The organism is Streptomyces sp. YGL11-2, assembly GCF_050054615.1.
GTDB lineage: Bacteria > Actinomycetota > Actinomycetes > Streptomycetales > Streptomycetaceae > Streptomyces.
In genome coordinates this window covers 94,334-116,397 of sequence record NZ_JBNHIN010000007.1, presented here as the reverse complement: position 1 = coordinate 116,397, position 22,064 = coordinate 94,334, and the positions used below count along the sequence as shown (strand labels likewise).

22 protein-coding genes and 1 riboswitch are annotated in these 22,064 nt (G+C 73.7%); of the genes, 12 read left to right on the top strand and 10 right to left on the bottom strand.

Annotated features, from left to right (window positions below; all coding sequences use genetic code 11):
• Nucleotides 1-34 precede the first annotated feature (34 nt).
• Complete coding sequence (locus ACO1BR_RS10880) at nt 35-508, bottom strand: carboxymuconolactone decarboxylase family protein (protein ID WP_426794821.1); 474 nt, start codon at nt 506-508, stop codon at nt 35-37.
• A gap of 16 nt (nt 509-524) precedes the next feature.
• On the bottom strand, nt 525-1,025 hold the full coding sequence (locus tag ACO1BR_RS10875) for a carboxymuconolactone decarboxylase family protein (protein WP_426794820.1): 501 nt from the start codon (nt 1,023-1,025) through the stop codon (nt 525-527).
• Nucleotides 1,026-1,072: 47 nt separating this feature from the next.
• On the opposite strand from ACO1BR_RS10875, the gene ACO1BR_RS10870 reads away from it, so the two are divergent.
• Complete coding sequence (locus tag ACO1BR_RS10870; protein WP_426794819.1) at nt 1,073-2,596, top strand: PLP-dependent aminotransferase family protein; 1,524 nt, start codon at nt 1,073-1,075, stop codon at nt 2,594-2,596.
• 438 nt (nt 2,597-3,034) lie between these two features.
• Here the strand turns inward: ACO1BR_RS10870 and ACO1BR_RS10865 are convergent, their stop codons facing one another.
• From ACO1BR_RS10865 to rocD, 3 genes are all read right to left on the bottom strand, one after another.
• Nucleotides 3,035-3,601: a GNAT family N-acetyltransferase gene (locus tag ACO1BR_RS10865; RefSeq protein ID WP_426794818.1), complete on the bottom strand. Its 567-nt coding sequence runs from the start codon at nt 3,599-3,601 to the stop codon at nt 3,035-3,037.
• A gap of 119 nt (nt 3,602-3,720) precedes the next feature.
• A complete protein-coding gene (locus ACO1BR_RS10860) occupies nt 3,721-4,641 on the bottom strand; it encodes a hypothetical protein (RefSeq protein ID WP_426794817.1) in 921 nt (306 codons plus the stop codon).
• 67 nt (nt 4,642-4,708) lie between these two features.
• Entirely contained in the window at nt 4,709-5,914 is a 1,206-nt protein-coding gene (gene rocD, locus ACO1BR_RS10855; RefSeq protein ID WP_426794816.1) for an ornithine--oxo-acid transaminase, read from the bottom strand.
• Between the two features lie 186 nt (nt 5,915-6,100).
• A riboswitch (ZMP/ZTP riboswitch) is annotated at nt 6,101-6,191 on the top strand.
• A 38-nt stretch (nt 6,192-6,229) separates the two neighbouring features.
• Between rocD and glyA the strand changes: the two genes are divergently transcribed.
• From glyA to ACO1BR_RS10840, 3 genes are all read left to right on the top strand, one after another.
• The gene (gene glyA / locus ACO1BR_RS10850) at nt 6,230-7,555 is read left to right on the top strand and encodes a serine hydroxymethyltransferase (RefSeq protein WP_426794815.1); all 1,326 of its coding nucleotides are present in this window, start codon (nt 6,230-6,232) and stop codon (nt 7,553-7,555) included.
• Between the two features lie 100 nt (nt 7,556-7,655).
• On the top strand, nt 7,656-8,669 hold the full coding sequence (gene trpS, locus ACO1BR_RS10845; RefSeq protein ID WP_426794814.1) for a tryptophan--tRNA ligase: 1,014 nt from the start codon (nt 7,656-7,658) through the stop codon (nt 8,667-8,669).
• A 109-nt stretch (nt 8,670-8,778) separates the two neighbouring features.
• A complete protein-coding gene (locus tag ACO1BR_RS10840) occupies nt 8,779-9,387 on the top strand; it encodes a 2'-5' RNA ligase family protein (protein ID WP_426794813.1) in 609 nt (202 codons plus the stop codon).
• A gap of 22 nt (nt 9,388-9,409) precedes the next feature.
• Here the strand turns inward: ACO1BR_RS10840 and ACO1BR_RS10835 are convergent, their stop codons facing one another.
• Both ACO1BR_RS10835 and ACO1BR_RS10830 read right to left on the bottom strand, forming a co-directional pair.
• Entirely contained in the window at nt 9,410-10,165 is a 756-nt protein-coding gene (locus ACO1BR_RS10835; protein ID WP_426794812.1) for a decaprenylphospho-beta-D-erythro-pentofuranosid-2-ulose 2-reductase, read from the bottom strand.
• 30 nt (nt 10,166-10,195) lie between these two features.
• Entirely contained in the window at nt 10,196-11,572 is a 1,377-nt protein-coding gene (locus ACO1BR_RS10830) for an FAD-binding protein (RefSeq protein ID WP_426794811.1), read from the bottom strand.
• A 279-nt stretch (nt 11,573-11,851) separates the two neighbouring features.
• Here ACO1BR_RS10830 and ACO1BR_RS10825 point away from each other — a divergent pair, with 279 nt between their 5' ends.
• The 4 genes from ACO1BR_RS10825 to ACO1BR_RS10810 are packed head-to-tail and all read left to right on the top strand — an operon-like array spanning nt 11,852 to nt 14,896.
• Complete coding sequence (locus ACO1BR_RS10825) at nt 11,852-12,418, top strand: phosphatase PAP2 family protein (RefSeq protein WP_426794810.1); 567 nt, start codon at nt 11,852-11,854, stop codon at nt 12,416-12,418.
• Complete coding sequence (locus tag ACO1BR_RS10820; RefSeq protein ID WP_426794809.1) at nt 12,411-13,382, top strand: decaprenyl-phosphate phosphoribosyltransferase; 972 nt, start codon at nt 12,411-12,413, stop codon at nt 13,380-13,382. The genes ACO1BR_RS10825 and ACO1BR_RS10820 overlap by 8 nt, the downstream gene beginning before the upstream one ends.
• Before the next feature lie 24 nt (nt 13,383-13,406).
• A complete protein-coding gene (locus ACO1BR_RS10815; RefSeq protein WP_426794808.1) occupies nt 13,407-13,886 on the top strand; it encodes a GtrA family protein in 480 nt (159 codons plus the stop codon).
• Complete coding sequence (locus ACO1BR_RS10810) at nt 13,883-14,896, top strand: YihY/virulence factor BrkB family protein (protein ID WP_426794807.1); 1,014 nt, start codon at nt 13,883-13,885, stop codon at nt 14,894-14,896. Before ACO1BR_RS10815 ends, ACO1BR_RS10810 begins: the two co-directional genes overlap by 4 nt.
• A 45-nt stretch (nt 14,897-14,941) precedes the next feature.
• On the opposite strand, the gene ACO1BR_RS10805 is transcribed toward ACO1BR_RS10810, so the two are convergent.
• Nucleotides 14,942-16,384 carry a D-alanyl-D-alanine carboxypeptidase family protein gene (locus ACO1BR_RS10805; protein WP_426794932.1) on the bottom strand — a complete coding sequence of 481 codons (1,443 nt, stop codon included), beginning with the start codon at nt 16,382-16,384 and terminating at the stop codon, nt 14,942-14,944.
• Nucleotides 16,385-17,312: 928 nt separating this feature from the next.
• Nucleotides 17,313-17,576 (bottom strand): SCO4848 family membrane protein, encoded by a 264-nt coding sequence (locus ACO1BR_RS10800; RefSeq protein WP_426794806.1) that lies wholly within the window; start codon nt 17,574-17,576, stop codon nt 17,313-17,315.
• A gap of 547 nt (nt 17,577-18,123) precedes the next feature.
• Here ACO1BR_RS10800 and ACO1BR_RS10795 point away from each other — a divergent pair.
• From ACO1BR_RS10795 to ACO1BR_RS10785, 3 genes are all read left to right on the top strand, one after another.
• On the top strand, nt 18,124-18,432 hold the full coding sequence (locus ACO1BR_RS10795) for a hypothetical protein (RefSeq protein WP_426794805.1): 309 nt from the start codon (nt 18,124-18,126) through the stop codon (nt 18,430-18,432).
• Nucleotides 18,433-18,478: 46 nt separating this feature from the next.
• On the top strand, nt 18,479-19,972 hold the full coding sequence (locus ACO1BR_RS10790) for a hypothetical protein (protein WP_426794804.1): 1,494 nt from the start codon (nt 18,479-18,481) through the stop codon (nt 19,970-19,972).
• 100 nt (nt 19,973-20,072) lie between these two features.
• On the top strand, nt 20,073-20,591 hold the full coding sequence (locus ACO1BR_RS10785) for an FBP domain-containing protein (RefSeq protein ID WP_426794803.1): 519 nt from the start codon (nt 20,073-20,075) through the stop codon (nt 20,589-20,591).
• A gap of 112 nt (nt 20,592-20,703) precedes the next feature.
• Here the strand turns inward: ACO1BR_RS10785 and ACO1BR_RS10780 are convergent, their stop codons facing one another.
• On the bottom strand, nt 20,704-21,525 hold the full coding sequence (locus ACO1BR_RS10780) for an alpha/beta fold hydrolase (RefSeq protein WP_426794802.1): 822 nt from the start codon (nt 21,523-21,525) through the stop codon (nt 20,704-20,706).
• A 109-nt stretch (nt 21,526-21,634) separates the two neighbouring features.
• On the opposite strand from ACO1BR_RS10780, the gene ACO1BR_RS10775 reads away from it, so the two are divergent.
• Complete coding sequence (locus tag ACO1BR_RS10775) at nt 21,635-22,030, top strand: MerR family transcriptional regulator (protein WP_426794801.1); 396 nt, start codon at nt 21,635-21,637, stop codon at nt 22,028-22,030.
• The last annotated feature ends 34 nt before the right edge of the window (nt 22,031-22,064 follow it).

The following is a 22,064-nucleotide window of genomic DNA, read 5'->3' as shown; positions in this document are numbered from 1 at the left end:
ACCCCCGCCGCGGCGGCGGGCCCGGTGCCGGCGGTCACAGCTCCTCCCCCGGGGGCTGGCGCACCGTGACATTGACCCGGTTCCAGTTGTTGATCGCGACGATCACGGCGATCAGATGGGCCAGTTCGACCTCGGTGAACTGGGCGGCGGCCCGCTCGTAGACGGCGTCGGGGACGAAGCCTCCCCCAGTCTCGGCTCCGCTCGACCGGGGGGACCCCCACGTCAGCACCGTGACCGCCTCGGTGAGCGCCAGGGCCGCCCGCTCGCGCTCGGAGTAGAGGTCGCCGGCTTCCTCCCACGCGGGCAGCAGATCGATCCGCCGCGGGCTCACCCCGGCCTCGCGGAGGTTCCTCACATGCATGTCGATGCAGAACGCGCACCGGTTGACCTGCGAGGCGCGCAGCACGACCAGCTCGACCAGGACCGGGTCGCCCAGGCCCTTCTTGGCGGCCACGGTCAGCCTGAGCTGGGCCTTGCCGAACTCGGGGAGCAGGCCCCAGATCTTCATCCGCCGGCTCATCGGGTCACCCCTGCCCCGGGGTCATGCGCGTGGTCACGCCGAAGCGGTTCCAGGCGTTGATGGTGGTGATCAGGGCGATCAGATGGGCGAGTTCGGTCTCGTCGAAGTGGGCGGCGGCCCGCTCGTAGACGGCGTCGGGGACGAAGCCTTCCGTCAGCACCGTGACGGCCTCGGTGAGCGCCAGGGCGGCCCGATCGCGCTCGGTGTAGTAACCGGCCGCCTCCTCCCAGGCGTTCAGGAGGTGGATGCGCTCCTCGGTCTCACCGGCCTTGCGGGCGTCGGTGATGTGCATGTCGAGGCAGAAGGCGCACTTGTTGAGCTGCGAGGCGCGGATCTTGACGAGCTCGACCAGTGCCGGGTCCAGGCCCTTCGTGGCGGCGGCGTCCAGCGCGACCATGGCCTTGAACGCCTCCGGGGCGAGCGTGGCCCACCGCATGCGGGGGCCGTGCCCATGGTGCGTGCCGGAGGTGTCCGGCGGTGCGGATGGTGCGTTCCCGTTCGTCATGGACACCACGCTACGGCGCGAGTGGCGCAGCGGTATGGTCCACTTCCATGATGAATTCGCGGGCCACTTTCGGGCGGGATCTGCATCTGGACCTCACCGGTCCGGGCGGGCTGCGAGCCTCCCTGATGGCCGCGCTGCGCGCCGCCGTACGGTCCGGGCGTCTGGCCCCCGGCACCCGGCTGCCGTCCTCCCGTTCGCTCGCCACCGACCTCGGCATCGCCCGCAACACCGTCGCCGACGCCTACGCCGAGCTGGTCGCCGAGGGCTGGCTCAGCGCCCGCCAGGGCTCCGGCACCCGGGTCGCCTGGGGGTGTTCCCCCGGCAACCGCCGGGGGGACCCCCAACCGGCCGGAGTCCCGGGGCGGCCGCTGCCGGCCTCCGGCACCACGGCGGTGGCCCGCCGCGCCACGGGCCGGGCTGCCGGCCCGCGGCACCGCGCCGCCGCGCCACGCTTCGACCTCACCCCGGGCACCCCGGACGTCGCCTCCTTCCCGCGCACCGCCTGGCTGGCCGCCGCCCGCCGGGCGCTGTCCGCCGCACCCAGCGAGGCGTTCGGCTACGGCACCGCGGCCGGCCGCCCAGAGCTGCGCACGGTGCTCGCCGACTATCTGGCCCGCGCCCGCGGCGTACGGGCCGACCCGGAGCGGATCATCGTCTGCGCGGGGTTCATGCAGGGACTGGGCCTGCTCTGCCGCGCGCTGCACGAGGCCGAGGCCGAGGCCGGCGACGGTGGCGACCCCCACACCAACGCCCGCATCGCCGTCGAGTCCTACGGCCTCGCCATCCACCGCGACGTCATCACCCGCGCCGGGCTCGGCACGGTCCCCCTCCCGGTGGACGAACACGGCGCGGACGCCGCCCGGTTGGCATCCCTCGACGGTGTCCGTGCGGCCCTGCTCACCCCCGCCCACCAGTTCCCCACCGGCGTGCCGCTGCACCCCGATCGCCGGGCCGCCGCCGTCAACTGGGCGCGCGCCACCGGGGGTTACATCCTGGAGGACGACTACGACGGCGAGTTCCGCTACGACCGGCAGCCGGTCGGTGCCCTCCAGGGGCTGGACCCCGACCACGTCGTCTATCTCGGCACCGCGAGCAAGAGCCTGGCCCCGGCGCTGCGGCTGGCCTGGATGGTGGTGCCCGACCGCCTGATCGACCGGGTGCTCGCCGTCAAGGCGACCGGCGAGTGGCAGTCCGGTTCGCTGGACCAGCTCACCCTCGCCGAGTTCATCCACTGCGGCGGGTACGACCGGCATCTGCGCGGGATGCGGCAGCGCTACCGACGCCGCCGCGACCAGCTCATCGCCGCCCTCGCGGAACGGGCACCGCACGTCGAGGGCACCGGGATCGCCGCCGGGCTGCACATGGTGCTCCGCCTACCGCCCGGCACCGAGCAGAGCACCGTACGGGCGGCGGAGCGTGCGGGGTTGGCGCTGGAGGGCCTGAGCTGGTTCCGGCACGGCGGGACGGACACGGAAGGCGCGCCGTTCGACGGGCTGGTCGTGGCCTACGGGACGCCGCCGGACCATGCGTTCACGGGAGCGCTGGAGGCACTGCTGCGGGTGCTCCCCTGACCGCGGGGCCGTGCCCCATGGGACTACCTCACGGCCCACCCAGGACTTTCGCGCGAATCAGGACATGGTGGCCGGATTTATGCGAATCCCTTTGTTTATTGGGCGTTTATCCGTTGGAGGTTGGCTGTCCGTGACCACCTTGTCGCTGTCGGCGGCGAGGAGCTACGAGCAAGGGGGAATCATGCACCACCGTGTGAGGGCCTTGGCCGCGTCGTTAGCCACGGTAGCCGGACTTGGCGCAGCTTCTGTGCCGGGTACAGCGCAGGCAGGACCCCACCCGTCCCCAGCGGAAGTGAACGTCAAGGGTTCGGGCGGGACGACGGAGCCTGTCGGCTGCGTCTTCACCGCTGAACCTCCCGGGTATCTGGCCAATCTGCCCAAGGGGACCATCACCCTCACCGTGGTGATGGCTCAGGTGCCCGGGTGCTCGCTCCGCGCTCACAACTCCCTTACGAACGACACCCGGTCGAGCCCCGGACCGTCGTAGTCCGTGTGCACCGGCACCCCGTCGTCCCCGGTCCGGTCGCCCGGCTCCATCCGGAACCCCATACGGGTGTGGTAAGCGATCGAATCGTGGTTGTTGGGGCTGGTGATGCAGCGGACCCGGGTCCGTCCGGCCTCCCGGGCGAGGGTGAAGAAGCGCCGGTAGAGGGCGCTGCCGACGCCGCCGCGCTTGCCGTCCGGGCACACTCCCACGAAGTGGATGTACGCGGTGTCCGGTTCCGTCTGCGACAGGAAGCCGATCAGGAACGCGTGCAGCGTCCCGTCGGCCCGCTCGACCAGGAAGCTTGTCCCGGCGAAGTGCTGCAGGAACAACCGCGGTACGAGCAACTGCCGTTGCAGCACCCCGGCCTCCCCGCCGAGCCCGCCCCACCAGCCGGCCAGCGCCACCTGGAGCCGCGCATGGTCCACCGGCGCGGGGTGGCGCACGGTCAGCTCGCCGGTCAATCGGCCCGGCACGGGAGGGCGTTCGGCTGTGTCGGCTATGTCGTCGGCTGCGTCCACGGCGTCGTCATCGCCCTTCGGTCGGCGAGCGGAGTACCTGAGGGCGTCAGCCTAGGAGGCGCACCGCCGGGACGGCCCGCGGGGTGCCTTTCCGGGGGCCTCCCACTACGGGTGGACTGCTACGGGGTCTCCGCCGCCACCGGCCCCGGCTCGCCCTCGCCCCTGCCCCTGGCCACGTCTCCGGAGGCAGGCGCGCCCGCCGCCGTTTCCGCCGCCGGGGCCTCGCCGAAGCGAGCCAGAGCCAGGGCGCCCACCACCGCCAGCGCGAAGCCGGCCACGGCGAGCGGGGCCAGGCCCGCGCGGGTGCGGTCGCCGAGCCAGGCGACGCCGACCAGGGCCGGGCCGAGGGTCTCGCCGATCACCATGCCCGCGGTGGCCGCGGTGACCGAGCCGCGCTGGAAGGCGGTGGTCAGCAGGAGGAACGCGGCGCCGCCGCCGATCACCAGGGCGTAGCTCGCGGGGTTGGTGAGGAGGTCGAGCGGCGCGAAACCGTCGATGAGGCGCACCGCGACCTCGACCACGCCGAAGCCGAAGCCCGCGCCGAGGCCCAGCGCCGCCGCACGGGCGCGCTCCGGCAGCCGGCCGGCCAGCGCGCCGGAGGCCAGTACGGCGACCGCGAAGACCAGCACCCCGATCCGCAGCCCGGGGGTGCCCCGCAGATGCCCCTCGGCGCCGGACGACAGCGCCAGCATCGCCAGCCCGCCGCAGACCACCGCCACGGCCAGCCACTCGGCGCGCGCCAGCCGGGTGCCCAGGAGGGGCGCCGCGACCACCGCGGTGACCGCGAGGGTGGCCGCCAGCGCCGCGCCGACCGTGTAGATCGGCAGCGACCGCAGGGCCACCAGCTCCAGGAGGAACCCCAGCCCGTCCAGCGTCAGCCCGAGCAGATAGCGCCACTGGGTCAGCACCCGCAGCAGCAGCCGGGCGTCCACCCCCGAACCGGTGCCGGGGGTGGTGTCCCGCGCGGCCACGGCCTGGAACACGGAGGCGGTGCCGAAGCACAGCGCGGAGGCGAGCGCACAGATCATCCCGAGGAGCATGGACCGACTGTACGGGGGGATCGCGGGGAGGCCGTAGGGGGCGGCCGCTCCCCGGCCCCTGCCCTGGTCACACCCCCAACACCTCCCGCACCCGTGCCAGCCCCCAGTCCAGGTCCTCCCTGCTGATCACCAGTGGCGGGGCGATGCGGATGGTCGCGCCGTGGGTGTCCTTGACCAGGACGCCGCGGGCCAGCAGCCGTTCCGAGACGGTGCGGCCGTCGCCGCGTGACGGGTTGACGTCCACCCCGGCCCACAGGCCGCGCCCGCGTACCGCGTCGGCCGCGCCGCGTTCCAGCAGCGGCGCCAGTTCGCGGTGCAGGTGGTCGCCCAACTCCGCGGCCCGCCGCTGGAGTTCGCCGGTGCGGAGGATCGCGATGACCTCCAGCGCCACGGCGCAGGCGAGCGGGTTGCCGCCGAACGTCGAGCCGTGCTCGCCGGGCCGGAACACCCCGAGCACCTCGCGGGAGGACACCACCGCCGACACCGGCACCACCCCGCCGCCCAGCGCCTTGCCGAGCACGTACATGTCGGGCACCACGCCCTCGTGCTCGCAGGCGAAGGTCCTGCCCGTACGGCCCAGGCCCGATTGGATCTCGTCGGCGATGAACAGCACGTTCCGGGCCCGGGTCAGTGCGCGTACCCCGGCCAGGTAGCCGGGCGGTGGGACGAGGACGCCCGCCTCGCCCTGGATCGGCTCCAGCAGCACCGCCACCGTGTCGTCGTCGACCACCGCCTCCAGCGCCGCCAGGTCGCCGTACGGCACGATCGCGAAGCCGGGGGTGTACGGGCCGAAGTCGTCGCGCGCCTCGGGGTCGGTGGAGAAGGAGACGATGGTGGTGGTGCGGCCGTGGAAGTTGTTGTCGGCGACGACGATCTTCGCCCGGCCGTCCCGGACGCCCTTGACCCGGTAACCCCACTTGCGGGCCGTCTTGATCGCCGTCTCCACCGCCTCGGCGCCGGTGTTCATCGGCAGGACGAGTTCCATCCCGCACAGCTCGGCGAGCTGGGTGCAGAAGTCGGCGAAGCGGTCGTGGTGGAAGGCGCGCGAGGTGAGGGTGACCCGCTCCAGCTGGGCGCGGGCGGCGTCCAGCAGGCGGCGGTTGCCGTGCCCGAAGTTCAGCGCGGAGTACCCGGCGAGCATGTCCAGATAGCGCCGGCCCGCCACATCCGTCATCCAGGCGCCCTCGGCGGTGGCCACGACGACGGGCAGCGGGTGGTAGTTGTGCGCGCTGTGAGCCTCGGCGGCGGCGAGGAACTCTTCCGGGGACGTCACGGGGACTCCGTTCGGTAGGTCGCACGAGCCGGTGCGGTGGTACGAGCCGGTGCGGTGGTACGGGCCGGTGTGGTGGTGCGGGCAGATGCACTCCGGCCCCCTCTTCATTGTTCCCGCCGGGCGGGCCGGGCGCCCGTCACGGCCGTACGGGCCCGAACGCAGCGGGCGGGCAGCCCGTAGACTGCCGGTGCGCACCGCGACTGGCGCACGGGGAAGCGACCCCGAGGGAGCGGTGCGCGGCGACAGACGCGAGGTGCCGCCCGCCTGGGTACCCCGGGACCACGACCGACCCGATCGATCGCCCCGGAGGACGCCATGACGGCACATCCCCCCGCCCATCCCGCACCGCATGCCCCCGCCCATCCCGCGCTGCACGCCCCCGCCCATCCCGCCCTGCAGGTCGCCGATCCCGAACTCGCCGCGCTGATCGGCGCCGAGGAGCGGCTCCAGGCCGACACCCTGCGGCTGATCCCCAGCGAGAACTACGTCTCGGCCGCCGTGCTGGAGGCCACCGGCACCGTCCTGCAGAACAAGTACAGCGAGGGGTACGCGGGCCGTCGCTACTACGAAGGCCAGCAGAACATCGACCTCGTGGAGACCCTGGCCGTCGAGCGCGCCAAGGCCGTCTTCGGCGTCGAGCACGCCAACGTCCAGCCGTACTCCGGCTCGCCCGCCAACCTCGCCGCCTACCTGGCCTTCGCCGCGCCCGGCGACACCGTGCTCGGCATGTCGCTGCCGATGGGCGGGCACCTCACGCACGGCTGGGGCGTCTCGGCGACCGGGACGTGGTTCAACGGCGTGCAGTACGGCGTCCGGGCCGACACCGGGCGGATCGACTTCGACGAGGTCCGCGACCTGGCCCGCAAGGAGCGCCCGAAGATCATCTTCTGTGGCGGTACGGCCGTGCCGCGCACCATCGACTTCGCCGCGTTCGGCGAGATCGCCCGCGAGGTCGGCGCGGTACTCGTCGCCGACATCGCGCACATCGCCGGCCTGGTCGCGGGCGGCGCCCACCCGTCGCCGGTCCCGCACGCCGACGTGATCGCGACCACCACCCACAAGACCCTGCGCGGCCCCCGCGGCGCCATGCTGATGTCCCGCGCCACGCACGCCAAGGCCATCGACAAGGCGGTCTTCCCCGGCCTCCAGGGCGGCCCGCACAACCACACCACCGCCGCCATCGCGGTCGCCCTGCGCGAGGCCGCCGCCCCTTCCTTCCGGGACTACGCGCACGCCGTCGTCGCCAACGCCAAGGCGCTCGCCGAGGCGCTGCTGGCCCGCGGCTTCGACCTGGTCTCCGGCGGTACCGACAACCACCTGGTGCTGATCGACCTCACCTCCAAGGAGGTCCCGGGCAAGGTCGCCGCCAAGGCGCTGGACCGGGCCGGGATCGTCGTGAACTACAACACCGTGCCGTTCGACCCCCGTAAGCCCTTCGACCCGTCGGGCATCCGCATCGGCACCCCCTCGCTCACCTCCCGCGGGCTGGGCACCGAGCAGATGCCGCAGGTCGCGGAGTGGATCGACCGGGGCGTTTCGGCCGCCGCCAAGGGCGACGAGGAGGCGCTGGCGGTGATCCGCACGGAGGTGGCGGAGCTGATGGCGGCCCACCCTGCGCCGGGGCTCGCGACCGCCGGCTGAGTGCCCCGGTGACCGCCGGCCGAGCGGCCCCCTGACCGCCGGCCGAGCGGCCCGGCGACCGCACGCCGGGGAGTACCGCGGACCTGAGACAATCGGTGCCATGGCTCTCGAAAGTCCGCGTGTACTCTCCGGTATTCAGCCCACCGCCGGCTCCTTCCACCTCGGCAACTACCTCGGTGCGGTGCGCCAGTGGGTGGCGCTGCAGGAGTCCCACGACGCGTTCTACATGGTGGTCGACCTGCACGCGATCACCGTGCCGCAGGATCCGGCGGAGCTGCGCCGCAACACCCGGGTCGCCGCCGCTCAGCTGCTGGCCGCCGGCCTCGACCCGGAGCGCTGCACGCTCTTCGTGCAGAGCCATGTGCCCGAGCACGCGCAGCTCGCCTGGGTCATGAACTGCGTCACCGGCTTCGGCGAGGCGTCCCGGATGACGCAGTTCAAGGACAAGTCGGCCAAGCAGGGCGCGGACCGCACCACGGTCGGCCTGTTCACCTACCCCGTGCTGATGGTCGCCGACATCCTGCTCTACCAGGCCGACCAGGTCCCGGTGGGCGAGGACCAGCGCCAGCACCTGGAGCTGACCCGCGACCTCGCCGAGCGCTTCAACACCCGCTTCGGCCAGACCTTCACGATGCCGAACCCGTACATCGTCAAGGAGACCGCGAAGATCTTCGACCTCCAGGACCCGTCGATCAAGATGAGCAAGTCGGCGTCCTCACCCAAGGGCATCGTCGACCTCCTCGACGACCCCAAGGTCACCGCGAAGAAGATCAAGAGCGCCGTCACCGACACCGACACGGTCATCCGCTTCGACCGCGAGGCCAAGCCCGGCGTCAGCAACCTGCTCACCATCCTCTCCACCCTCACCGGCCAGGACATCCCGTCGCTGGAGCGCTCCTACGAGGGCAAGATGTACGGCGCGCTGAAGACCGACCTGGCAGAGGTGATGGTCGACTTCGTCACACCGTTCCGGGACCGTACGCGGGAATATCTGGACGACCCCGAGACGCTGGACACGATCCTGGCCAAGGGTGCCGAGAAGGCCCGCGCGGTGGCGGCCGAGACCCTCGCCACCGCCTACGACCGGCTCGGGTTCCTGCCGGCCAAGCGCTGACCGGACAGGGCCGGGGACGCCGCCGCGTAAGGTGCGTCCCCGGCACACTGAGCAGGAGGCGTGGGCGCCACACACGAGGCGCACCGCGAACGTCAGGAGGGAGAACGCAGTGGGGACCGTCACGCTCGGCGTTTCGCTCGCGGTCCCGGAGCCGTACGGCAGCTTCCTCCAGCGGAAGCGCGAGAGCTTCGGGGACCCGGCCGCCTCCGGCATCCCCACCCACATCACCCTCCTCCCGCCGACCGAGGCCGACGCCGACGGCCTCCCCGGCATCGAGCGGCACCTCGCCGAGGTGGCCGCCGCCTGCCTCCCCTTCCCGCTCCGCCTGGAGGGCACGGACACCTTCCGGCCGCTCTCGCCCGTCGTGTACGTGAAGCTGGCCGAGGGAGCGGGCGGCTGCACCGCCCTCCAGGACCGGGTGCGCGCCGCCTCCGGTCCCTGCGCCCGCGAGCTCCAGTTCCCGTACCACCCGCACGTCACCGTCGCGCACGGCATCGCCGAGGACGCCATGGACCGCGCGCAGACGGAGCTGGCCGACTTCTCCGCCACCTGGACGGCCGGCGGCTTCGCGCTCTACGAGAAGGGGCCCGACGAGGTCTGGCGCCTCCAGCGGGAGTATCCCTTCGGCGGCGCGGGCCGCACCGGCACACCCGCGGTGGCGGTGCCCCGGCAGGCCGGCGAGGCGGAACGCGCCCGTCCGCCCGCGCCCTCCTGCTGAGCGGGCGCCCGCCCCGCCCGGCTCACAGCGGCAGCCGGCGGAACACCGCCCGCGGCACGTGCCGCAGCACCGCCATCACACAGCGCAGCGCCCCCGGTACCCACACCACCTCGCTCCGCCGCCGCAGCCCGTGCTCGATCGCCTCGGCGACCGCCTCCGGCGTGGTCGCCAGCGGCGCGGCGGGCAGCCCGGCCGTCATCTTGGTGTGCACGAACCCGGGGCGGACGACCAGCACGTGCACGCCGGTGCCGTGCAGCGAGTCGCCGAGTCCCTGCGCGAGGGCGTCCAGGCCCGCCTTGCTGGAGCCGTAGACGAAGTTCGAGCGGCGGGCCCGTTCGCCGGCGACCGAGGACAGCACCACGAGGGAGCCGTGGCCCTGGCGGCGCAGCGCCCGGCCGCAGATCAGGGCGGCGGACAGCGCGCCGGTGTAGTTGGTGGCGGCCACCCGTACCGCGCCGGCCGGCTCCCGCTCGTCGCGCGGCTGGTCGCCGAGCACACCGAACGCCAGCAGCACCATGTCGAGGTCGCCCTCGGCGAAGACCTTGCCGAGCACCTCCTCGTGGCGGTCGGTGTCCAGCGCGTCGAACGGGACCGTACGGACCTGTGCGCCCAGCGCGCGCAGCCGCCCGGCCGACGCCTCCAGCGCCGGGGAGGGCCGCCCGGCCAGCCAGACGGTGCGGGTGCGCCGGGCGGCCAGGCGCGCGGCGGTGGCCAGCCCGATCTCGGAGGTGCCGCCGAGGACGAGGAGGGACTGGGGGCTGCCGAAGGCGTCTTTCACGGGAGCGGTCCTCACGGGGTGGGGTGGGTGCTAACGGCCCGGCCGGTGCGCGATGCCGAGCCGGCGGGCGAGGTCCGAGGTGAAGACCCCGCGCGGGTCGAGTTCGGCGCGCAGGGCGCGGAAGTCGGGGAGCCGCGGGTACATCGCGGCGAGCAGGTCGGGCCGCAGCCGGGAGTCCTTCGCCAGGTAGACCCGGCCGCCGGCCGACGCGACCCGCTCGTCCAGCTCGTCCAGGAAGCCGCCCAGGCCCGGCAGCCCGGCGGGGACGTCCAGCGCCAGCGTCCACCCCGGGGCCGGGAACGACAGCCAGCCCGGATCGGCGGCCCCGAAGCGCTTGAGGACCGCGAGGAAAGACGGGCAGCGCCGGTCCGCGATCCGCAGCACGATCCGGCGCAGCGCGTCCTCCTGGCCGTACGGCACGACGAACTGGTACTGGACGAAGCCGCCGCGCCCGTAGACGCGGTTCCAGTACGGCAGACCGTCCAGCGGGTGGAAGAAGGGGGCGAGCCTGCGGAGTTCACCGGTGCGGCGGCGCGGTGCGGTGCGGTACCAGAGCGCGTTGAAGAGGGCGACGGAGTGCCGGTTCAGCAGCCCCCGCGGGAGGTGGCGCGGGGCGGGCGGCAGCTGCGCCGGGCGGAAGGCGAGCGGATCGCGGCGGGCGCGCGGCGACAGCGCGCCGGGCGGCGCGTGGTCGCCGCGGGTGAGGACCGCCCGGCCCAGCGTCCGGCCGCGCGCCAGCAGGTCGACCCAGGCGACGGAGTAGCGGTAGCGGTGGTCCTCGGCGTCCAGCCGGGCCATCGCATCGTCCAGGTCCCGGGCGCGTTCGGTGTCCACCGTCATCAACGAGGTGCGTACGGGCAGGAGTTGGACGCTCGCGGAGAGGATGACGCCGGTCAGCCCCATCCCGCCGCAGGTGGCGGTGAAGAGGTCGGAGCCCGGGGCCGCGGTGCGGACCTCGCCGTCCGCGGTGAGCAGTTCCAGGGACCGCACATGCCGTGAGAAGGACCCCGCGACATGGTGGTTCTTGCCGTGGATGTCGGCGCCGATGGCGCCGCCGACGGTCACATAGCGGGTCCCGGGCGTGACCGGTACGAACCAGCCCAGCGGCAGCAGCACCCGCATCAGCCGGTGCAGGCTCACCCCCGCCTCGCAGACCACCACCCCCGCCTCCGCGTCGACGGACAGGACGCGGTCCAGCCCCGTCATGTCCCAGACGGTGCCGCCGGCGTTCTGCGCGGCATCGCCGTACGCCCGGCCGAGCCCGCGCGGGATGCCGCCGCGCGGACCGCAGTCGCGCACCGCGGCGACCGCCTCGGCCACCGATCCTGGCCGTACGATCCGGGCCGCGCTGGGCGCGGTACGGCCCCAGCCGGTGAGGGTGCGGGAGGCGGTGTCGGGTGGCGGCATGGCAGCGACGGTAGTGCCGCGGACCCGGAGAGATGTGCCCGGATATCCGCATGTTTCCGCGACTCGCTCCGAAAAGAGTGATTAATGGCGTGGATGGGCTAATCACCGGGAAACCCGGCCCTCGGGCAGTGACAGTCGGAAGGGACCACGCCCACCGCCTGCCGAGCCCCCGGCCGCCGACACCCGCACCGCCGGGACCCGCACCGCCGGGACCCGTCCCCTACGCCGAGCCCCATACCGCCGACGCCCCGTCCCCGCCGACGCCCTCATGGAGACCGGATGGACCACCGCCTGCTCCTGGCCCTGCGCGACTGCGGCACGAACCCGCGGATCGCGACCGCCACCCGCGCCCTCTCCCGTATCGGCGAACACGGTGCGCTGTGGCTCGCCGCCGGACTCGCGGGCGCCGCCGCCGACCGACCCCGGCGCGCCGCCTGGCTGCGCGGCACCGCCCTGATCGGCGCCGCCCACCTGGCCGGCGCCGCCGTCAAACAGGCCGTCCGCCGCCCCCGTCCCCGCCTCCCGGACCGGCCGCCCCTCGTCGGCACGGTGGGCGGCCACTCCTTCCCCAGCGCACACGCCACCTCCGCCGCCGCGGCGGTCGTCGCGCTGCGCGGACTCGCCCCGCCCGGTACGCGGACCGGCGCCGGGCTGCGCACCGCGCTGCCCGTCCTGGCCGGCGCGGTCTGCGTCTCCCGTGTGGTGGCCGGCGTCCACTACCCCACCGACATCGCGGCCGGCGTCGCCCTCGGCGCGCTCACCGCGCGGCTGGGCGCGGGATGGATGCACGCGGCCGGGGCGGGGACGCCGGGCAGCGGAGCGGCGCACGGCGGCCCCCATGGCTGAGCGCACCGCCCTCCTTGAGGACGAGCCGCGGCAGCCCGACCCGTCCGCCGCCCCGGGAGCCACGCCGGCCGGCCGGCCGCGCCCGCTGCGCCTGCCGTTCGCCCTGCTGCGCACCGCGCGCCCGCACCAGTGGGTCAAGAACATCCTCGTGGCCGCCGCCCCGGCCGCCGCGGGCCGCCTCTTCCGCCTCCACACCCTCAGCCAACTGGCGCTGGTCTTCGTCCTGTTCACCGCCGCCGCATCCGCTGTCTACCTGATCAACGACGCCCGGGACGCCGCCGCCGACCGCGCCCACCCCGACAAGTGCCACCGCCCGGTCGCCGCCGGCGAGGTCCCCGTCCCACTCGCCCACGCCCTCGGCGGACTGCTCGCCCTGCTCGCCCCCGCCGCCACCGCCGTCCTGTGCAACACCGCGACCGCGGTGCTGATCGCCGTCTACGTCGCGGTCCAACTCGCCTACTGCTTCCGCCTCAAGCACGTCCTCGTCGTCGATCTCACCGTCGTCACCAGCGGCTTCCTGATGCGCGCGATGGCCGGCGGACTGGCGCTCGGCATCCCGCTCTCCCGCTGGTTCCTGATCACCGCGGGGTTCGGCGCGCTGTTCATGGTCGCCGCCAAGCGCTACTCCGAGGCGGTCCGGATGGCCGGCACCAAGGGCGAAACCCGGGCCCTGCTGCGCGAGTACACCGAGGGCTACCTCCGCTTCGTCTGGCAGCTGGCGGCCGGCGGCGCGATGCTCGCGTACTGCCTGTGGGCCCTGGAGAACGACCGGCCGGACACCGGCCTGCTGCCCTGGCGCCAGCTGTCGATGGTGCCGTTCCTCCTCGCCGTCCTGCGCTACGCGGTCTTCGCCGACCGCGGCACCGCCGACGCCCCTGAAGACGTCCTCCTCCGCGACCGCGCCCTGGCCGCCATCGGCCTCGGCTGGCTCGCGGTGTACGCGATGGCCGTCGCCCACGTCTGACGTCTCCTCTCCACGAAGGCACGTATGAGCGACCGCCCCGCCCCCCGGCCCGCCGCCCCCGTACGGCGTGGGCTGCGCGGCGAGTTGCTCGGGTTCGCCCTCGCCGGCGGTTCGGCGTACGCCGTCGACCTGGCCCTGTTCGTGTGGCTGCGCGGTGCGGCCGGTGCCGGCCCGGTGTGCGCGAAGACGCTGTCGTTCCTCGCGGGTTGCCTGGTCGCCTACGTGGGCAACGCCGTGGGCACCTACCGCGGTGCCGCCGCGGACGACAGCCGCCCGCGGCAGTTCGGCGTCTTCGTCGTGGTGAACGTGGCCGGCGCCCTGGTCCAACTCCTCTGCCTGGGCGTCTCGCACTACCTGCTCGGCCTGACCTCACCGCGCGCGGATGTGGTCTCCGGCGCGGGAATCGGCATGGCGCTGGGTACGTGCCTGCGCTTCTGGGGTACGCGGAAGCTGGTGTTCCGGATCGACCGGGAGAGCTGCCACGGGAGGGCGACGCGGGCATGAAGAACGTACGGGGCGTTCGGGGGAACGGGGACGGGGACGGCGGAGGGGGCGGGGGAGGTGACCGCGGGTCCGGCGGGGAGCCGGAGCCCGGCGCGGACCAGGGGGGCGGCGAGGGGGGCAACCCGTTCGCCTGGCTGACACGGCTCCCCGTCGTCGGCCCGGCGCTGGCCCCCGCCGTCGACCGGCTGCTCGCCTCCCACCTCTGGCGCGCCTACGCGCGGATGCTCCGGGTCCACTGGACCCGGCTCGCCGCCGCCATCACCTTCACCAGCTTCATCGCGCTCTTCCCGCTGCTCACCGTCGGCGCCGCGATCGGCGCCGCCGCCCTCACCGACGGGCAGTTGCACAAGCTGGAGGCCAAGCTCGCCGAGCAGATCCCCGGCATCTCCCGGCAGCTCGACATCGCCGGACTGGTCGACAACGCCGGCACGGTCGGGCTGATCGCCGGTGCGATCCTGCTCTTCACCGGCATCGGCTGGGTCCGGTCGCTGCGCGACTGCCTGCGCGCCGTATGGGAGGCACCCGACGAGAAGGGCAACTTCTTCCTCGACAAGCTCCGCGACGGCGGGCTGCTGCTCGGCCTCGGCGCGGTCGCCCTGGTCTCGGTCGGCTGCTCGGCCTTCGCGACCGCGGCGGTCGGCAGGGCGGTCGAGGCGATGGGGCTGCCGGAGGGCGGCGCGGCCGGCGGCCTGCTGACGGCCGCCGGCTTCTGCATCGCGGTGCTCGCCGACTTCGTGCTGCTCGCGTACGTGCTGACCAAGCTCCCCGGCGCCCATCCGCCGCGCCGCGCGGTCATCACCGCCGGCCTCATCGGCGCGATCGGCTTCGAGCTGCTGAAGCTGCTGCTCAGCGGCTATCTGCGGGGCGTCGCGGCGCGCAGCATGTACGGCGCGTTCGGCACCCCGATCGCGCTCCTGCTGTGGATCAACTTCACCGCGAAGCTGCTGGTCTTCTGCGCGTCCTGGACGGCGACCCAGCGGCCGGAGCCGGAGCCCGCCCCCGGCGCGTAGCGCCCGCGGCGCCGCGCGGGAGAGCGGGCTTGGGCCCCGGCCGGCTCACTTCCGCCGGCGGCCCCGGGAACCGCCAAGGTCCCCGGTGTCCACGGGCTCCTCGGAGCCGCCCCGGCGGGCCGCCGCCAGCACCCGGCGCCGCCGTACCGCGATCGCGACCGCGGCGAGCAGCACCAGCGCCCCGCCGGCGATCCCGGCCACGGTCAGGGCGCTGCCCGTGCCGCCGGCGGAGTCCAGCTCGGCTTGCGCCCGCTGGTCGTCCTTGGCGCTGCTGTCGCCGTTGGCGCCCTTCGGGTCGACCAGGTTGCCGACCGGGTCCACCTTGCCGTCCGCGGCGAAGCCCCAGTCGAAGAGCTTGGCGGCCTCTTTGTACGCCTCGTTGTGGACCTTCTTCTCCGGGTTCATGACCGTGACCAGGAGCTTGCGGTCGCCGTGTTGGGCGACACCGGTGAACGTCGACCCGGCATTCGTCGTCGACCCGTTCTTCACCCCGGCGATCCCCGGATACGGCTTGATGTCGTAATCCCCGCTGAGCAGCCGGTTGGTGTTCTGGATTCCGAATGTCGCCCGCTTTCCGTCCTTGCCCTCGTCGCCCGGGAACTGCGCGCTGGCGGTGGAGCAGTACTCCCGGAAGTCGGCGTTCCGGAGTCCGGTCCGGGCGAAAAGGCTCAGGTCGTACGCGCTGGACACCTGCCCCGGCGCGTCATATCCGTCCGGCGTGATGACATGCGTATCGGTCGCGCTCAGCTCTTTCGCGCGCTGCTGCATCTCCTTGACCGTGGCCGCGGTCCCGCCGTTCATCGCGGAGAGTGTGTGCACCGCGTCGTTTCCGGACCGCAGAAATACTCCCAGCCACAAATCGTGGACGGTATAGGTGAGGTTCTCCTTTATCCCGACGAGGCTGCTGCCCGCGCCCATTCCCGCCAGGTCGGCCGACTTGACGGTGTATTTCTTGGTCTTCGGGAATTTCGGCAGCACGGTGTCCGCGAACAGCATCTTCAGCGTGCTGGCCGGGGCGAGCTGCCAGTGCGGATTCTTGGCGGCCAGCACCTGCCCGGACTCGGCGTCCGACACGATCCACGAACGGGCGGTGATCTCCTCCGGCCCCGGAAGCTTCGGCGCCCCGGCCTTCGGCTGCACCTGTACGCCGGGCAGGCCCAGCCGGTCCCCGCCGACCTGCGACATCTTCGCCGGCGGCACGGGGGCCTTGGGCGGCTGCCTGCCGTCATGGGGGAGGGCGTACGCGGTGCCCGCCAGCAGCGGTGAGGCCAGCAGTGCGGACGTCGCCAGCGCGGCGACCGCCCGTACGGGAGAACCCGAGGACGACGCCGGGGACCGGGTCGCGCGCGGGGTGGCGGACGAGTCCGGTCGGCCGCCGGACGCGGCGGAATCGGAGTCGGGACCGGGGGTGGCACCCGCGGCGGAAGGAGAGAAGGTCGTCGGCACGTCCGTGAACGTACCCGCCCTGAGCCGCATCACCGAACGCATGCCACGGAAGAGTGCCCCTCCCGACGGCCGGATGGAGCCGCTGCCGGTACGGGAACCCGTGAAGCTCTCTCGCCCCATGTCCTGGTTCCTGCTCGCCATCGGGGTGGGGGGTTGGCGCATCTGGTTCACCTTTCACAAACAACTGACCGTCACAGCGCGGGGACTGGGCGAAAGAGCAGGTCGGAGCGCATGACACGGTGCGTGTCGCGGCCCGGTGGCGAGCATCTGGACACGGTTCGCGGCGCCGCGTACGCCCGGCGGTCCGCCGCGTACGCCCGGCGGTGCGCCGGGTGCGCCTGACGGTCCATCACGTACGCCCGACGGCCCACAGCACGCCCCGACGCCTCCGGAGCGTCGCCCGATGCGCGGGCGGTCGCCGGTGCGGCGCCGGCCGGCAGTCGGGGTTGGCAGGTAGTCCACAGGTTCAAAGACGTCGGGTGGTCCGGTTGGGATCCCTGAGCCGTTCGTCCGGGATGTGAATCACTCATGGACGCGGCGCGGGCCGGCGAACTTGGCGTGGGGAAGGCGGTCTGTGCCGAGCGCGCGAGGGGCCGGCCACACGGCGAGCAACCATGGACGAGTGCAGGGACAAGTGCCTGCACGAGCGCCTGCACTAGTGCCTGTATGAGTGCCTGTATGAGTGCCTGTATGAGCCGGGTGTGCGAGGTCAACCGCGCAGTCGGGAGAGGGGAGTTGGGCCCCTGGTGCGACGGGGAGGGGTGGGAGGCGCGGCGGGGTCGCTGCGCCGTGCGGGTGCGTCCGGAAGGGCGGGGGATCGTCCTCCGCTGTTCCCGTTCGGGTGAACGACGCCGGCTCTCGGCCGACGGGCCGGGCGACCCCGCTGGTGGGGGCCGCGTCCGGCGCGGCCCCGCCCGCCCCCGATCGCCCCGCTGTCGCGCCCCCGGCGGCCCCTTCCCGAGGGACCCGCTCAGCCCTCCGCGGGAGCCTGCTGTGCCGACTCCTGGCGGAGCGCGCGAAGGCCCCGGAGCCCGATAACGCCAATAGCGGTCCCCAGAATGAACGACACGATGGCCAGGGTGAGGTGGATCCAGAAATAGGCGGTGGGATTCCCGTGATCGAAGGCCAGTCCGCTGGCGTCCTTGATCAAATTCTTCACGAAGGTCACCCAGACCATCCACGACCAAGCGCCGAAGGCGAGCAGGAACCAGGAGACGGGGCGGCTGAGCTTCATGGGAATGTGTCCTCTGCTGCGGGGAGCCTTGCCCTGCCAGTATCCGGCCGGTGGCTCCGCGCCCTGCCGTCGGGGTGCTGATGAGGTGCGGGTGAAGTGCGGGTGAAGCGCTTTCGCCGGGAATCCCTGGAGCGGGGCGGCGGCTCCGCGCTGTGCGCCACGGGTGATCCGGCCGCGTACTTCCGGGGTCGGCCGCGGCTCGCCGCGGTGTCCGCACCCCGCGCCGCGAGGGGGCTGATGGACCGTCAGCGTGCCTGCGGAGCGGCTCGGTTGGGTGGCGCGGCCGGGGTCTCCGCGCTACGGATCGCTCCCTGGCGGGTATGAGGAGAACGGGGGAGCGGGAGCCCTGCGGCCCCTTGGTAACGACCTGCCCGTCAATGGCATTCGTAAATGGCCATGAATCGGACAGTTCACGACTTACGATCTTGCTATTCGGACCGCTGACTCCGTAATCTGGATTATCTTTACGGTGTCCTTACCGTGGTGGCTCCGCGAGGCGGTGCGAAGGGGCGAGAAGGGCGCGCGGGTAACGGGGAGAGCAGCGGAAATGGCTGAGCAGTTCAAGGTCGACCTGGAAGAGCTGGACACCGTCGTACGCCGGCTCAGGCGCCTTCAGCGCGATATGGACGACCCCGGCCAGAAGGTGAAGTACAGCACGACGATCCCGAAGTCGGCGTTCGGGATCGATTTCCTGGAGGCGGGGGAACTCGCCGGCGCCCACGACAACATGCAGGAGTACATGTCGCAGGTCATCGCGGCGCTCCAGGAGCTGCTCCACAAGTTCGGGGAGAAGACCGAGGCCAGCCGGGGCGCGTACGAGGACCTGGAGCACACCACCAAGTCCATGAACGGCTGACTCCGCGGCGGCGCGGCGGCGAGGGTGACGACGAAGGGGGGCGGGCGTGGCTGACGCCCGGCAGGAGTACGGCAGCGCCAGGGCGGCGGAGCAGCGGCGCGCGGCGGCGGAGCGGGAGGAGCGGCTCGCGTCGCTCGCGGGGCAGGCCCACACCCGGCGCTCCCCGTCCGACTTCCAGCACCGCTCCATCGGCGAGCTCCGGCGGATGGTCGAGAGCGCCAACCCGGCGGCCATCGACGCGTCGGGCCTGCACTGGCGCTCCGCCGCCGACGGGATCGGCGGCGAGGACGGACACAGCGGCATCCGGAAGTCCTTCCTGGACGCCGTCGAGCACGCCTCGGCGCACTGGGAGGGCTCGGCGGCCCAGGCGTTCCGCAGGGAGGCGGCCAAGGTTCTGGCGAAGATCGACCGGACCTACGCGCACGCCAGGGTCGTGGAGCGCAGCCTGGTCGGCACCCGGGGCACCGGGCCCGAGCACGGCGTCGCCCACAACCTGCGCGAGGCCAAGCAGGCCATGGCGAAGATCCACGACCCGGGCCCGGCCGGCGGCGAGCTGGAGGCCGGCGACGACAGCCAGTTCCAGCGGGACATGGCCAACCCCAAGATGGACACCCGCACGGCGCTGGAACTCAACCGGGGCAGCCTGCCCATGAGCAAGCAGCGCCAGGTCGAGGCGGTCGTCGTGATGGACGAGCTGGCCGCCAACTACCACGGCCACGCCAAGGTCCTCAGGGAGAGCTACGACCCGCGGGGCGTGGCCGGCGACTGGCCCAAGCACCCCTCGTCGAGCCCCTCGCCGGCCCCCGTGAACGTGTCGGTGGCGGGCGGCAGCGCGGTGCACCAGCCGGCGCGCCAGGCGCCCGGCGGCGCGGGCGGCGGTGCCGTGCCGGCCGGGTTCGACGGCCCCAAGGTCAGCCGGCCCGAGGTGCCGACGACCACCGGGCTGGCCAGTGTGCAGGGTGGCACCCTCGCCCCGCCGCACGGCGGCACCGGCGCGGTCGCCGCAGTCGGTCCGGTCGGCACCGGCACGCCGGGCGCCGGGCACGGTGCCGTCGCCGGTCCGGTCGGCGGCCTTCCCGCCGGCGCGATTCCGCCGGGCGTCCTCGGCATACCGGGCGCCGGTACGGGCTCCGGCACCCCCCGCGCCGCCGGGGGCGGGGTCCGTACCCCCGGTTCCCGCGCCGCCGGGCGTCCCGCTGGCGCGGCAGGTGGCACGGCCGGTGCCGGGCCGGTGCCGGCCGGCGGCGGTGCCAAGGGCCGGGCGGGCGCGCCGGGTTCGGCCGCCGGACGCGGCGGTGCGCCGGCGCGGGCCCGCGGTGGCGCGGCCGGCACACCGGGCGGTCCGGCGGGCGGCACCCGGCAGGGCGGCTCCGCACTCCACCGCAGCCGCGGCGGTGCGAAGGCCGCCGAAGAAGCGGGAGCCCCGGGGAAGGGCAAGGCGGAGAAGGAGCGCACCGGCGGGCAGCGGCCGGATGACCTCATCGAGGACGAGGAGCCCCGTGCGCCGGAGCGCACGGTGGCGCCCCGCGTCATCGAGTAGACCGAGGAGTCGGCGCCGCCGCCGTCGACCCGGCGTGCGGCGCCCTGCGGGGGATAAATCGGGAGACGGTGCTCCGGCCGCCCTGCTAGCTTCCGCGTCCATGGACCCCGTCGGTGAAAAAGCGATACGCACGTCCTTCGTCAACTGCTCGAAAGGTGAGGCGAACCGGGTCAATCTGCCGGCACTGCCGGACGTCTCCTGGGGGGACCTGGACTTCCTGGGGTGGCGTGACCCGGGCGCGCCGGACCGGAGCTATCTGGTCGCGCCGCGCGGGGACGGCCTGATCGGTGTGACGCTGCGGGTGCCGCAGGGCGTGCGGCGGACCTTCACCAAGACGACGGTGTGCTCGGTCTGTCTGACGGGGCACCCCGGTTCCGGGGTCAGTCTGCTCGCCGCCCGCCGCGCCGGTCCCGCGGGCCGCCAGGGCAACACCGTGGGGACGTATCTCTGCGCCGATCTCGCCTGCTCCCTCTACGTCCGCGGGCGCAAGCGGTCCCAACTGGCGGGCCGGCACGAGGAGACGCTTCCGCTGGAGGAGCGGATCGCTCGTACGGTGCGGAACCTGGACGCCTTCCTGGACAAGGTCCTGGAGGGCGCGCACCAGGGCCCGGCCCACTAGATCCCGGTTCCAGGGTTGGGTCCACTGGACGTCGGTTCCCGGGGTCCGGCCCACCAGGGCCTGTCCGCACGGCCGTTGGGGCCCGACCGGGCGGCCGGGCCCCGGTTGCTGCTCACAGCCCGTGCTCGGCGAGGAAGTCCGTGATCAGCGCCAGCCACTCCGTCCCCCGTTCCACCATCGGCAGATGGCCGCTCTCGATCTCCGCGTAGGCGGCTCCCGGTATGTGGTCGGCCAGGTAGCGGGAGTGGGCGGGGTGCACCAGTGCGTCCCGCGTCGTGGCGATGACCAGGGTCGGGACCGCGATGCCCGGGAGGTCGGCGGTGGTGTCCACCTCCCGGACGAGGGCCGTCTGCTCGGCCGAGCCGCGCGGCGGCAGCGCCGGGTCCGGGTCCAGGACCGCCGCCAGTTCGGCCGGCGGCAGCGCGCCGAGGTACTCAGGCGCCAACCCGCTGAGGGCGCGGGCCTGTGCGAAGCCGGTGTGGTCGCCCCGGTCCAGGAGGCGCAGCCACAGGTCCAGCCAGACCCGCGCACGGGCGTCCGGCTTCGCCAGGCCGGCGGCCAGGACGAGGCCGCGCACCCGCTCGGGGTGGCGCGCGGCGGCCCGTACGGAGACCGCGGTGCCCAGGGAGAAGCCGATCAGGGTGAAGGTCTCCAGGCCCGCCGTGGTGGCCTGCGCGACCACCGCGTCGGCCAGCGCGTCCAGCTCCAACGGGCCGGTGGCGCGCGGGGTTTCGCCGGAACCCGGGTAGTCGGGGGCCACCACGCGGTGGCCGGAGGCGGTGAGGGCGGGGATGAGGGTGCCGTAGTTGTTCCGGACGCTGCCGGTCGCGCCGTGGGCGAGGAGCACGCCGAGGCCGGCGGCCGGGCCCGCGACGGTCGTGGCGAGCGGCGGGAGAGGGGCAGGGGCGCCGTGCGGTGCGGGAATCTGCGTCATGGGAAGGAGGTTGCAGCCTGACACCGGTGTCAAGGTCAAGTCGGCGGCCGCGGCAGCAGGTTCCGCCGGCGCGAGCAGCAGGGGAGAGGACCGCATGGAGGATCATCGGATGCGCATCGGGGAGCTCGCGCGCCGCACCGGCGCCAGCGCCCGCTCCTTGCGTTACTACGAGCAGCGCGGGCTGCTGCGGGCCGGCCGCGACCCGAACGGCTACCGCAGCTACGACACCGAGTCGGTCGAGACCGTCGCCCGGATCCGCGACCTGCTCGCCACGGGGCTGAACACCGACGCCGTCCGCGCGCTGCTGCCCTGCGCCCAGGGCGGCCCCGGGCTGACCCCGTGTGCGTTCTCGTGCGGTGTGGTCGAGCAGCAGATGGCCCAACTCGACGCGGAGATGGACCAGTTGCGGCAGCGTCGGGCGGCGCTGGACGCGTACGCACAGATCATGCGGGAACGGCGCGTCCAGGACCGGGCGTTGGCCGTGATGGCGCTACGGTCGGCCTGAGCGGCGCGGCGCGCCGGACACCCGCCGGGCAGAG